The following is an 11,953-nucleotide window of genomic DNA, read 5'->3' on the forward strand; positions in this document are numbered from 1 at the left end:
GAAACAGCAGGGGAGAACTGAATATGAGTGAGTCGAATCTGCCTGCCCGGAATCTGGGCGGACTGCGGGTCAGCGCGCAGGGCCTCGGCTGCATGGGCATGAGCGAGTTCTACGGCGAGGGCGACGACACCGAGTCGATCGCCACCATCCACCGCGCGCTCGAACTCGGCGTGACCCTGCTCGACACCGCGGACATGTACGGCATGGGCCGCAACGAGGAACTCGTCGGCCGCGCGATCGCCGACCGGCGCGACCAGGTGGTGCTGGCCACCAAGTTCGGCATCGTGCGGGACGAGAACGACCCGGCCAAGCGCGGTGTCCGCGGCGACGCCGAGTACGTGCGGTCCTCGGCGGAGGCGTCGCTGCGGCGGCTGGGCGTGGACCACATCGACCTGTACTACCAGCACCGGGTCGACCCGGACACGCCGATCGAGGAGACCGTCGGCGCGATGGCCGAACTGGTGGCGCAGGGCAAGGTCCGGTACCTGGGCCTGTCCGAGGCGGGCGCGGAGACGATCCGCCGGGCGCACGCGGTGCACCCGATCGCCGCGGTGCAGACCGAATGGTCGCTGTGGTCCCGGGACATCGAGGACGAGGTGGTGCCGACCTGCCGCGAACTGGGCATCGGGATCGTGCCGTATTCGCCGCTCGGGCGCGGTTTCCTCACCGGGCGGTTCACCTCGAAGGCGGACTTCGCCGAGGGGGACTTCCGGCAGCAGGCCCAGCCGCGGATGGCCGACGGCAACCTGGAACGGAACCTGGCGATCGTCGAGGCGTTGCGCGCCCTGGCCGCGGAGCGGGGCGTGACGGCTGGTCAACTCGCGCTGGCGTGGGTGCAGCACCGGGGCGAGGACGTGGTGCCGATCCCGGGCACCAAGCGGCGCAGGTACCTGGAGGAGAACGTCGCCGCCGCGACGCTGTCACTGTCCACTGAGGACACCGACGCGATCGAGACGGCGATCCCCGCGGACGCGGTCGCCGGGGAGCGCTACCCCGAAGAGGCCCTGAAACTCCTCGGCCGCTAGTCGCCGGACCCCGAACCCGAAAGTGCACGCACTTTCGGGTTTTGGGGTCCGGGTTGGGAATCCCGGTTTTGTCGGGGTCGGGTGAAACAATGGGACAACGCTGCACAGAGAGGTCCCGCGTTGTCCGGACAGAGTAATACCAATCGGCACAAGCGCCGCTTGGGGCGCAAGCTCCGCGAGATGCGCGAGCGTGCCGGAATGACCCTGGCCCAGGCCGCCGCCGACCTGGACAAGACCCGCAGCAGCCTGCACCGCATCGAGGTCGGCCTGACCCGGGCGGATGTCCACCTGATCCGCAGCATGATGGACATCTACGACGAGCGCGACGACAGCCTGATCGACCTGTCCCGCGAGGCCAAGAAGAGAGGCTGGTGGTACCGCTACTTCGGCCCCTCCACCGAACCCTTCTACGTTGAAGACGAGGCGGCGGCCAGCCACGCCGCTTTCTTCGAACTGGTCACCATTCCCGGGCTGCTGCAAACCGAGGAGTATGTCCGCGCCCACTTCGCCGCCTCGCAGACGGCTTCGACCAAGACACCAGTCGATGACGTGGTCACTGTGCGAAAGATTCGCCAGGAGCGCCTGACCGACAAGGAGAATCCGCTGCAATTGCACGCGGTGATCGACGAATCGGCACTGCGCCGGATGGTCGGTGGGCGCGAGGTGATGCGGGAGCAGTTGCGACGGCTCGTCACGATGGCCAGCCTGCCGACAGTCACGCTGCAGGTGCTTCCGGCGCATCTTGGCGCGCACGCCTCCATGGACAGCGCCTTCACGATCCTGAGCTTCCCCGAACCGGACGAGGTCGACGTGCAGTACGTGGACTACTTGGGCGGCTCGGCGCGCATCGACGAACCCGATCGGGTGAACAAGGCTAGAGTGGTGTTCGAACAGCTGTGCGCGATGGCCTTGACGCCGGAGGAGTCGATCCGGCCGGTCGAGGAGGTGATCGCCGAACTCTAGGGCTCTGAAGGGAGCGGCCATGCCAGCAGCCGTCAATCTGTCCGCAGCGGTATGGCGCAAGAGCAGCCGGTCCAGCACCGTCGACGACAAGAAAGCCTGCGTCGAGGTCGCCTTCGTCGGGCCCGTGGTCGCCGTGCGGGATTCCAAGCGGCCCGAGGGCGGTGCGCTCGTCCTCCCGGCCACCACCTGGCGGCACTTTCTCGGAAAAGTGCGCTAGCTGTCCGCGAGTACGTTCGCGACGGCGGCGGGGGCCTCGCCCAGGGTGACCTGGCGCTGTTCCCGGTCGGCGAGGCTGCGGACGGTGACGTTCCCGGCGTCCCAGTCCTCCTGGCCGACGATGACCACGGCCCGCGCGCCCGCCTTGTCGGCGCGGGCGATTTCCTTGCCCAGCTTGCGGTGCTCGATCGGCGTGGTGGTGCGCAGGCCCGCCGCGCGCAGCCGGTTCGCGACCGACCGGGCCGCGTCGAACAGTTCCGGCACCACCGGGATCACCTCGACGTCGTACTCGCTGCGCGGCGCGGGCAGCAGGCCGTGCGTGCCCATGAAGTCGAACAGCGTCACGTCGCCCATGCCGAACCCGATGCCCGGGATCCGCTGCGCGGTGAACAGCCCGGCGAGGTCGCTGTAGGTGCCGCCGCCGAACAGCGCGCGGTTGTTCTCCGGTGAGGTGTCGAAGACCTCGAACACGGTCGAGGTGTAGTAGGCCAGGCCGCGCACGATCAGCGGGTCGTAGCGCACCAGCCCGGCCGCGCTGCTGCCCAGCACCTTGACCAGGTTCGACTCGGCCTTGACCGGCTCGGGCAGTTCGTCGAGCAGGGCGCGGCCCGCGCCGAGCGTCTCGGTGAGCTTGCCGAACTGCTTCTCGCTCAGGCCCGCCTCCTCGGCGTCGGCGGCGAGCTTGTCGCGGTCGTACTTCTCCCAGCGGTCGACCAGCGCGAAGACCTTCGGCAGCTGCTCCTCGGTGACGCCGACCAGATCGGTGAGGGCGGAGGTGAGCAGGTTCCGGTCGTTGGCGCGGACCACGAACATGTCCTCGGTCGCGCCGACCGAGCCGAGCAGGTCGTGGATCAGCTCGAAGATCTCGATCTCGCAGTTGACGCTGTCCGAACCGAAGATGTCCGCGTTGATCTGCCAGTGCTCGCGCACCCGGCCGCGCTGCGGGCGCTCGTAGCGGTGGCAGTTCGGGTGGCTGTACCAGCGCACCGGGAACTGCAGGGAGCCCGCGTTCCCGGCGATCATCCGGGCCACCGACGGGGTCATCTCCGGCCGCAGGGCGAGCCGCCGCCCGCCGCGGTCGGTCAGCGTGTAGAGCTGCTGGTCGGCGATCTCCTCGCCGGACTTGGCCTCGTAGATCTCGGCGGATTCCAGGATCGGCCCGTCGTACCGCAGGAAGCCACGCCGTTCGAGGACCTCGTAGAGCGTGCCGAAGACCTGGGTCCGGACGGACATCTCGGGCGGCAGGAAATCCCGGGTCCCCCGGTAGGGCGCGGTCGGCAGATACTCAGGCACGACGACAACTGTAACGACCGGCGCCTACGCGATCGCGACCCCGTAGGCGGTCATCAGGATCGCCCCGGCCAGCAGGATCGCGCCGCCGGTGGTGACCGAGTGGCCGATCCGGCCCTTCCCGGGGATCAGGTTCAGGAAGAAACCACCGGATTGGGCGAGAATGCCGAACAGCAGCAGGAAGCAGGCGACCCAGCGCGCGGTGTCGCCGAGCCCGCCGGAGCCGAGGAACTGCAGCGCGGCCAGGGCGAGCACGAGCAGCACCCCGGCGTGCGCGTGCCCAGCACGGAAGTGGCCGCGCTGGGCTTCGGTGAGCTGCCGCTCGCGCAGCAGGCCGAGCAGCGCGTAGCCGCCGTACATGACGGTCGGCAGCGAGACCAGCGCGATCACGGCGAACAGCTGGACGGGGCCTTGTGGCGTGGTCATTTCGGGATCTCCTTCCGCGGTGACCACGCAACCATAACACTGTTTTAAAACAGTGTCTTCAAACCGGGGGCGGATCAGGTCACGACGCCGCTCTCCCACCACCAGGTCTGGGCGCCGTAGGGGTATTCGACCCGGCTGTCGGCGTGCTGCCAGCTGACGGTGTACCGCTCCAGCCCGGAGAAGCCGGAGGATTCGGCGGCCACGTACAGCGTGCGCGTGGCCACCCCGGAGGAAGCGAAGTCCGCGGCGATGCCGTAGAGGTGCTGGCTGTTGGGGGCGCCGCCGACGCTGGAGTTGTGGGCGATCGACCGGAAGCCCGAGTTGATGTTCATCGGCTTGTTGCCGATCTTCACGCGGACCGCCTCGAGCTTGTACATCAGCCGCCGCACGTTCTCCTTGACCGTCGCCGCGCCGACCTTCCCGCCGGAGAACCCGGAACCGTCCTTGGAGTGGAATTCGGCGAACTCGAAGTGCGCGGTGGATCCGTCGGCAGATTCGAGCGCGTTGAGCTTCGCGTGCGTGGTCGCGGCCGCCACGCCGTCCGCGGTCAGCCCGTAGGCGCGCTGGAACCGCTTCACCGCGGCCTCGGTGCCCGGGCCGAACTTCCCGTCGACCGCGACGTTGGTCTTGCTCGGCGAGTCCGCGGCCCATCCGGCGACCCGGATCTGCAGTTCCCGCACGTCGTCGCCGCTGTCGCCGCTGCGCAGGGGGCGCGTCCAGTTGTAGGCGTGCGCGGTCCCGGCGCCGAGCAGGCCGAGCCCGGCGGCGACCGGCAGCATCGCGGCGGTGCGGAGGAAAGTGCGGCGGCCGTGCATGGTCAGCTCCCGTCGCTAACGTGGATGTCCGACCAGATGCTCACCGGTGGTGCGACGGCTTGGCAACGCCCCCGGGACGGTTTGGGAAAACGTCAGGTTTCCATCAGCCCGGCCGCCACGGTGGCGCCGAGTTCCCAGAGCGCGGCAAGGTCGTCCTTGCCCGGGTCGCCGGTGACCGTGACCGGCGCGGCCGCCTGCTCCCAGCCCAGCCCGGTGGTGATCGATTCGATGCCGCGCACGGTGCCGGAGACGTCGCTGTTGCCGTGCACGTAGAACCCGAACGGCCGCCCCCGCGTCGCGTCCAGGCACGGGTAGTAGATCTGGTCGAAGAAGTGCTTGAGGGCGCCGGACATGTAGCCGAGGTTGGCCGGGGTGCCGAGCAGGTAGCCGTCGGCTTCGAGGACGTCGGTGGCGGTGGCCGCGAGCGCGGGTTGGCGAAGGACGTCGACGCCTTCGATCTCGTCGGTGGTCGCCCCGGAGAGCACGGCCTCGAACATGGCCTGCGTGGACGGCGAGGGCGTGTGATGCACGATCAACAAGGTGGCCACGGGCCGACTGTGCCGGGCCACGTGATGTTCCGCAAGCTCAACGCGAACGGCCCCGCCAACGCAGGGGGAACCTGCGCTCGCGGGGCCGCCGGAGTCATTTCCGCCGCCTCGGGAGGAGGCGGAAGAACTCCGCGAGTGCCCGGATGATCTCCGGCCGATCGGCTGGGCGGGCCCCTTTCAGGACCATCTTCAGCGCGATGAGCCGGAAGAGCATGGACACCGCCGCGACCACGATCGTGAGGACCGGGGCCGCCTCTATTAACTTGAGCATGTTCCGGACCTCCGTCACGCGACCAACTGCTCCCACCCCCTCGCGGGGTGCAGTCAGATCCGTGGGCCTAGAACGGGCTCAGGTTACCAGGTTTGTCCGGATTGGGGGCTGGGTTCCGGAACGGGGAACCCGCGGTTGGTGGCGCGAGTTCCCCGTTCCGGGCGTGCGAGTCCCGCGTTTCGGTCTACCGAGTTGCCCATTTCGGTAGGTGTCACAGGCGGAGGCGGGGGTCGAGGCCGTCGTCGGTGGCGTAGGGCCAGTGGTCGGTGGTGCTGAGGCCGCGGGACGGCAACGGGACTTCCAGGCCGCCGTGCGCGACGCACCGCGATTCGGAAAACACGCGCAAGTACAGGTTGTTGAGCCGTTGCGGGCGGAGCACGATGCCGAATCCGGCGCGTTTTCCGCACGCGTCGGTGACCATCAGGTCGTGCAGGTACGGCACCAGGTGCTGGCCGGAGGCGTAACCGGCCACCGCGGCGGTGGTCGCCGAAACCACCAGATCGGCGAGCTGGAGCTGGGGCAGCTGCGCCGAGGGCGCGGTCACGATGGGGAGCGCGATGAGATCGGGTCGCACGTAGTCCTGGCCGAACCGGGTCAGGTCGAGGCTCGCGGCGAGCCAGTGACCGTCCTTTTCGGACGTCGGGCGGCCCGCGCAGATCAGGCCGCGGCAGCCGCCCGGGCTCATCGCGGCCTTGGCGCGCAGGTGCAGGATCACCCGGTCGTAGAACAGTTTGAGCGACTCGGCTGCTATGTCCTGTTTGGACTGATTGGGGCCGACGTCGCGGATGACGACCACCGAGCGAATGCCGCACGCCTTGGCTTCGGCGAGCATGCGGCGCCGGAGTTCGAACAGCTCCGGTCCCAGCGCGGCCAGGGCCGAACCGAGCCGCGGGCGCCAGGTGAGTTCCTCGTCGGCGGGCAGGCCGAAATCCGCGCGGATCTTGCCGAGCAGGATGGCCAGGCTCGCGGTCGAGTACTCCGGAATGATCACCCCGCCGAGCGCGGCCAGCCGGTGCAGGTGGAGCCGGGGGAGCCGCAGTTGTTCACGGTACTGGAGAAAGATGAGTTCCATGCAGCTCCAAGCCTCGCCGGGGTCTGTCGGTGGACCACCCTGTGCTTGGTGTCGTATGCCGGGAAACCGCGTTAACGGGCGGCCGGGGAGAGCACACGATTCTGTGACCTGAGGTGAAGTCTTTCGTTACCTGGCGCGCACTCTTCCCCTCCCTTGCGAGGGAGTGATAGATTACGTAAATCTTTCTATCAGCATGGAGGTGCTCATGACCGCGGAAGCCGAGGTCGCGCCGTCCTTCCGGCACGCCGAGCAGCCCGCGCCGGAACTGCTCGCGCCGGACTCGATCACCGCCGAATTCGCGGGGAACACGCTGGTCGTGTCCACCATCGCGGCCGCGCTGATCATGCAGACGATGCACCCGGCCATCGGTGCCGCGGTGGATCGGTACTCGGTGTTCCGCACCGATCCGTACGGCCGGGGCATCCGATCGCTGGACTCGATCGCGCTCTGGGTCTACGGCGGGCCGGCCGCGATCGAAGAGGGAAACCGCCTGCGGGAACTGCACAAACCGATCAAGGGCGTGGACGAGCACGGCCGCCGGTACAGCGCGTTGAACCCCGAGGCCTACGGCTGGGTGCACGGGACGGTGTTCGCCTGGGCCGTCACCTCCTACCCGCTCTTCTTCGGCCGGAAGCTGACCGAGGACGAAGAGGAGCGGCTCTACCAGGAAACCCTCCAGCTCGGCCGCATCCTGCGGGTCCCGCCGAAGCAGCTGCCGCCGAACCGGGAGGCGTACTGGGCGTACTACCGCGAAATGGTGGCCACCAAACTGGAGAAGCACCCGATCGCCGACTACCTGATCAACGAGCTGATCGTCGGCCCGCCCCCGCCACCCGGCGTGCCGAAGCTGCTGCATCCACTGTGGACGATCGTGGGCCGGGTGGCCGGGCGGGCCGCGAAGCTCGCCACGGTGGGCACCATGCCGCCCGAGGTCCGTGCGATCCTGGAACAACCCTGGAGCCGGGCCGACGAAATCCGGCTGCGCGCGCTGTTCGCGATCATCCGGCCGATTCACCGGCGGCTGCCCGAACGCCTGCGTTACCTGCCACTCGCCGTGCACGCGCGGCGGCACGCCCGGTCGGTGGCGGCGATCAAGCGCCGGGCGCTCACCTCATTCGTCTGAGAGCAACCGTTCGACGTCCGCGCGGAGGGCGGCCATGCGTTGCCGGGCCGACTCCCGCGCGGGCGTCAGATCGCCGACCGGTTCGGCGACTTCCAGGTACGCCTTGAGCTTCGGCTCGGTCCCGGACGGGCGCACCACCACGCGCATCCTCTCGCCGCGCAGCCGGAGCACGTCCGCCTCCGGCAGCAGGTCTTCGAGCACGACCTCGACTCCGGCCAATGTCGCGGGCGGGTCGGCGCGCAGCCGCGCCATGATCTTCCCGCGCACGCTCAGATCGGTGACGCGCAAGGAAACCTGATCGGTGAGGTGCACCCCGTACAGCGCGGACAGCTCGTCGAGCAGATCGAGCATGCTCCGCGGCTGCGCCCTGAGCTTGGCCCCGAGATCGCACGCCAGCACGGCCGCCGCGATGCCGTCCTTGTCGCGCACGAAATCCGGGTTCACGCACAGGCCGAGCGCCTCCTCGTAGGCGTACACCAGCCCCTCGCCCGCGCGGGCCAGCCATTTGAACCCGGTGAGCGTCTCGCGATACCGCGCGTCCTCCGCCTCGGCGATCTTGCCCAGCATGGACGAGGAGACGATCGTGGTGGCCACCAACGAATCCAGAGTGTCCTCAGTGGACAAGATGTAGTACCCGAGCAGGACGCCGGTCTCGTCGCCGCGCAGCATCCGCCAGGAACCGTCCCGCTGGCGCACGCCGAGCGCGCAGCGGTCCGCGTCCGGATCCAGTGCGATCGCGAGATCGGCGCCGGTGCGTTCGGCGAGTGCGAGCAGCAGATCGGTCGCGCCGGGCTCCTCGGGGTTCGGGAACGAGACGGTCGGGAAGTCCGGATCCGGCGCCGACTGTTCCTCGACCAGGTGCAGATCGGTGAAACCGGCGCGTTCGAGCGCGGAGCCGAGCACCCCGGCCCCGACGCCGTGCAGCGCGGTCGCCGCCACCCGCAGCCTGCGCGCCTCGCCCCGCGGCAGCGCGGCCACCCGATCGAGATAGGCGTCGAGCAGGTCGTCGCCGAGCACCGTCGCCCCCGGGGCCCGCGGCACGCTCACCGCGCCGGGCGCCGCCTCGATGGCCGCCTCGATCTCGCCGTCCGAGGGCGGGACGATCTGGGCGCCGGTGTGGTCGTAGAGCTTGTAACCGTTGTCGGCGGGCGGATTGTGCGACGCGGTGATCTGGATGCCCGCCACCGCGCCGAGGTGCCCGACGGCGAACGCGAGGACCGGTGTGGGCAACGGATGCGGCAGCACGCGCGCGTCGAATCCGGCCGCGGTGAGCACCTCGGCCGCGGCGGTGGCGAACCGGTCCGAACCGTGCCGGGCGTCCCGGCCGAGCACGACCGTGCCGCCCGACTTCCCGTGCGCGGCGAGCCAGGACGCGACCCCCGCGGTGGTCCGGACGACGACCGCGGTGTTCATCCCGTTCGGACCGGCGCGCACCGGTCCGCGCAGGCCCGCGGTGCCGAATTCCAGTGGCCCGGCCATCCGGTCGGCGAGTTCGGCGACCGCGTCCGCGTCGCCGCCCATCGCCTGGGCGAGCACCTCCTGCAGTTCGGTGCGCGTTTCCGGTTCGACGTCGTCGGCGATCCAGCGGAACGCTTTGTCCCTTAGGTCGGGCGTGAGGTGTATGCGCTCGGTCACCCGGCCACCTTACGCGGCGGAGCGGTGTGCCGGCCGACCCGGAAATCCCTACTCTGGATCATGTGCGAATCCTCTTTTCCAGCATTGACGGCTACGGCCACACCTACCCCCTGCTCCCGCTGACCTCGGCCGCCCACCGCGCCGGGCACGAAGTCGTTTTCGCCACCGTCGGCCATTTCGCCTCCCTCCTGAAAGGACTCGGCGTCGAGCACCGCGTCGCCGGGATCCCGATGGGCGAAGCCATGGGCGAGGCCCTCCGGTCCTTCCCCGGCGTGACCACGCCGGACGAGCTGGAACCCCAGCGGCGCCGCGAGCTCATCGCCGGAGTGTTCGGCTCCGTCGTGCCGCGCCGCGTGATCGACGACCTGACCCCGCTGCTGCGGGAGTTCGAACCGGATCTGGTCGTCGCGTCGGCGACCAGCATGGGCGCGGTGATCGCCACCAAACGGGCCGGAATCCCGCTGGTGCGGCACGGAATCGGCCGGATGGTGGCGGACCCGACCCTGGACACGATCAAAGCGGCGTTCACCGAGCTGGCCACCGAGTTCGGCCTGCCGGGCCACCGCGCCGACGAGGATCCCTACCTGGACATCTACCCGCCTTCGCTGCAAGGCGAGGAATTCGTGGCCTCCCCGAACCGGTACGAACTGCGCCCGGTGGCCTTCGCCGAATCCGGTGAGCTGCCCGCGCGGGTGCGCGAACGCGATCGCTCGCGGCCGCTGGCCTACCTCACGCTGGGCACCGCGTTCGGCACGGTCGACGTGCTGCGTTCCGCGATCGACGGACTGGCCGGGCTGGACCTCGACCTGGTGGTGGCGGCCGGGCCGAGCGTCGACCTCGGCGAGCTGGCCGGCGTGCCGGACAACGTCTTCGTCGAATCCTGGGTGGCGCAGGCCGAGTTGCTGCCGCTCACCGATCTCGTGGTGCACCACGGCGGCAGCGGCACCACCCTCGGCGCGCTGGCCGCGGGCGTGCCGCAGCTGGTCCTGCCCCAGGGCGCCGATCAGTTCGCCAACGCCGACGCCGTGCTCGGCGGCGGTTCGGGCGAGCGGCTGACGCCCGGCGAGGCCAGCGCCGAGGCGGTGGCGGCCCAGGCGAAGCGGCTGCTCACCGAGGACTCCTTCGCGGCGGCGGCCCGCCGGATCGCCGCGGAGATCGCGGCGATGCCGTCGCCCGAAGAGATCGCCGAACGCCTCGCCGACTTCACCTGAATGGGGTCGTGAGTGTTCCGGGCGGTTAGAGCGGACTCTCATTTGGTCACCTGCTTGTGACCTGGCGTTTCCGTTCGACGAGCCGCACTTGGCCGACAAAGTGTGAAACCGTGCGGGTGGTGGTGCTCGGAGGTACCCAATGCGGCGTTCGGTACCTTCAACGCCCCGAAGGCCGCATTGACGTCGGCTCGCCTACCGGAACGGGGAACTCGGCCTACCGGAACGGGGAACACACGCGACCAGAACGAGGGACTCGCGGCGGCCGGGGATCCCGCTCGCGCGTGTCCCCGTTTCGGACGTGCGAGTCCCTCGTTTCGGTAGGCCGAGTTCCCCATTTCGGCAGGTGCCCCCCCGGGCACCCCAACGAGCACGGCCTCCTTGCGGCCCCTCCTAGCCGACAAAGCGCGACAAGCATCGAGGTGGCAGCCAGGCCGCGCCTGCACGCCCAGACCGGTCACCGTCTCCTGTAAGGGAACCAAATCTGAGGGTCGTGAGTGTTCCGGCCGGTTAGAACCGGCCGGAACACTCACGACCCCAGCACCCCGGTGTCCTAGGAGCGCGCGACGAGTTCGCGCAAGAGGTTGCCCATCCGCTCGGCGGCGGCGCGGCCCGCCTCGAGCACCTCTTCGTGGTTGAGCGGTTCGCCGGTCATCCCGGCGGCCAGGTTCGTGACCAGGGACAGGCCGAACACTTCGAGCCCGGCCGCGCGGGCCGCGATCGCCTCCAGCACGGTCGACATGCCGACCAGATCGGCGCCGAGCGTGCGGAGCATGCGGATCTCGGCCGGGGTCTCGAAGTGCGGTCCGGGCAGCCCGGCGTAGACGCCCTCGGCCAGCGTCGGGTCGACCTCCCGGGCCACCGCGCGCAGCCGGTCGGAGTACAGGTCCACCAGGTCGACGAAGTTCGCGCCGGTGATCGGCGAGGTCGCGGTCATGTTCAGGTGGTCGCTGATCAGCACCGGCTGGCCGACGCGGAAGCCCTCGCGCAGCCCGCCGGCGGCGTTGGTGAGCAGCACCGCCTTCGCGCCCGCCGCGGCCGCGGTGCGCACGTTGTGCACCACCCGGGTGACGCCCTTGCCCTCGTACAGGTGGGTCCGGCCGAGCAGGACCAGGGCCCGCTTGTCGCCCACCCGCACCGACCGCACGGTGCCCCCGTGGCCGACCGCGCTGGGCGTTTCGAAACCGGGCAGCTCGCCCAGCGGGATCTCCGCCTCCGGCGCCCCGATGACGTCCGCCGCGGGCCGCCAGCCCGAGCCCAGGACCACCGCGATGTCGTGCTTCTCGACGCCGGTGCGCTCCGCGATCACCGAAGCCGCGATACCGGCCGTGTCCGCCGGGCCACCCTCGAACTCACTCATG

General features: G+C 69.8%; 13 protein-coding genes. 5 read left to right on the plus strand and 8 right to left on the minus strand.

Annotated elements, in window-relative coordinates; translation table 11 throughout:
• The first annotated feature begins 23 nt into the window (after positions 1–23).
• From FXO23_RS39360 to FXO23_RS39370, 3 genes are all read left to right on the plus strand, one after another.
• A complete protein-coding gene (locus FXO23_RS39360) occupies positions 24–1,025 on the plus strand; it encodes an aldo/keto reductase (RefSeq protein ID WP_158891994.1) in 1,002 nt (333 codons plus the stop codon).
• Positions 1,026–1,106: 81 nt separating this feature from the next.
• Positions 1,107–1,988 carry a helix-turn-helix domain-containing protein gene (locus FXO23_RS39365; protein WP_281356707.1) on the plus strand — a complete coding sequence of 294 codons (882 nt, stop codon included), beginning with the start codon at positions 1,107–1,109 and terminating at the stop codon, positions 1,986–1,988.
• Positions 1,989–2,007: 19 nt separating this feature from the next.
• Positions 2,008–2,205 (plus strand): DUF397 domain-containing protein, encoded by a 198-nt coding sequence (locus tag FXO23_RS39370; protein ID WP_158891998.1) that lies wholly within the window; start codon positions 2,008–2,010, stop codon positions 2,203–2,205.
• Here the strand turns inward: FXO23_RS39370 and hisS are convergent.
• The 6 genes from hisS to FXO23_RS39400 all read right to left on the minus strand — a co-directional run bounded on the left by hisS (position 2,202) and on the right by FXO23_RS39400 (position 6,626).
• Positions 2,202–3,497 carry a histidine--tRNA ligase gene (gene hisS, locus FXO23_RS39375; RefSeq protein ID WP_158892000.1) on the minus strand — a complete coding sequence of 432 codons (1,296 nt, stop codon included), beginning with the start codon at positions 3,495–3,497 and terminating at the stop codon, positions 2,202–2,204. The two genes, FXO23_RS39370 and hisS, sit on opposite strands and share 4 nt — an antisense overlap.
• A 24-nt stretch (positions 3,498–3,521) precedes the next feature.
• Positions 3,522–3,920 (minus strand): hypothetical protein, encoded by a 399-nt coding sequence (locus FXO23_RS39380; protein ID WP_158892002.1) that lies wholly within the window; start codon positions 3,918–3,920, stop codon positions 3,522–3,524.
• A 74-nt stretch (positions 3,921–3,994) separates the two neighbouring features.
• Positions 3,995–4,735 carry a D-Ala-D-Ala carboxypeptidase family metallohydrolase gene (locus FXO23_RS39385; protein ID WP_158892004.1) on the minus strand — a complete coding sequence of 247 codons (741 nt, stop codon included), beginning with the start codon at positions 4,733–4,735 and terminating at the stop codon, positions 3,995–3,997.
• A gap of 92 nt (positions 4,736–4,827) precedes the next feature.
• A complete protein-coding gene (locus tag FXO23_RS39390) occupies positions 4,828–5,283 on the minus strand; it encodes a flavodoxin family protein (protein ID WP_158892005.1) in 456 nt (151 codons plus the stop codon).
• A gap of 94 nt (positions 5,284–5,377) precedes the next feature.
• Positions 5,378–5,554 (minus strand): hypothetical protein, encoded by a 177-nt coding sequence (locus FXO23_RS39395; protein ID WP_158892006.1) that lies wholly within the window; start codon positions 5,552–5,554, stop codon positions 5,378–5,380.
• A gap of 211 nt (positions 5,555–5,765) precedes the next feature.
• Positions 5,766–6,626, minus strand: a complete 861-nt coding sequence (locus tag FXO23_RS39400) for a hypothetical protein (protein WP_158892007.1) — start codon at positions 6,624–6,626, stop codon at positions 5,766–5,768.
• Between the two features lie 205 nt (positions 6,627–6,831).
• On the opposite strand from FXO23_RS39400, the gene FXO23_RS39405 reads away from it, so the two are divergent.
• The gene (locus FXO23_RS39405; RefSeq protein ID WP_158892008.1) at positions 6,832–7,749 is read left to right on the plus strand and encodes an oxygenase MpaB family protein; all 918 of its coding nucleotides are present in this window, start codon (positions 6,832–6,834) and stop codon (positions 7,747–7,749) included.
• On the opposite strand, the gene FXO23_RS39410 is transcribed toward FXO23_RS39405, so the two are convergent.
• Positions 7,738–9,384 carry a phospho-sugar mutase gene (locus tag FXO23_RS39410; RefSeq protein WP_246258292.1) on the minus strand — a complete coding sequence of 549 codons (1,647 nt, stop codon included), beginning with the start codon at positions 9,382–9,384 and terminating at the stop codon, positions 7,738–7,740. The genes FXO23_RS39405 and FXO23_RS39410 overlap by 12 nt on opposite strands.
• Before the next feature lie 62 nt (positions 9,385–9,446).
• Between FXO23_RS39410 and FXO23_RS39415 the strand changes: the two genes are divergently transcribed.
• Positions 9,447–10,595 (plus strand): glycosyltransferase, encoded by a 1,149-nt coding sequence (locus FXO23_RS39415; protein WP_158892009.1) that lies wholly within the window; start codon positions 9,447–9,449, stop codon positions 10,593–10,595.
• Between the two features lie 550 nt (positions 10,596–11,145).
• Here the strand turns inward: FXO23_RS39415 and FXO23_RS39420 are convergent.
• Positions 11,146–11,952, minus strand: a complete 807-nt coding sequence (locus FXO23_RS39420; RefSeq protein ID WP_158892010.1) for a purine-nucleoside phosphorylase — start codon at positions 11,950–11,952, stop codon at positions 11,146–11,148.
• Position 11,953: the final 1 nt, after the last annotated feature.

Source organism: Amycolatopsis anabasis, from assembly GCF_009765355.1.
Taxonomy (GTDB): domain Bacteria; phylum Actinomycetota; class Actinomycetes; order Mycobacteriales; family Pseudonocardiaceae; genus Amycolatopsis; species Amycolatopsis anabasis.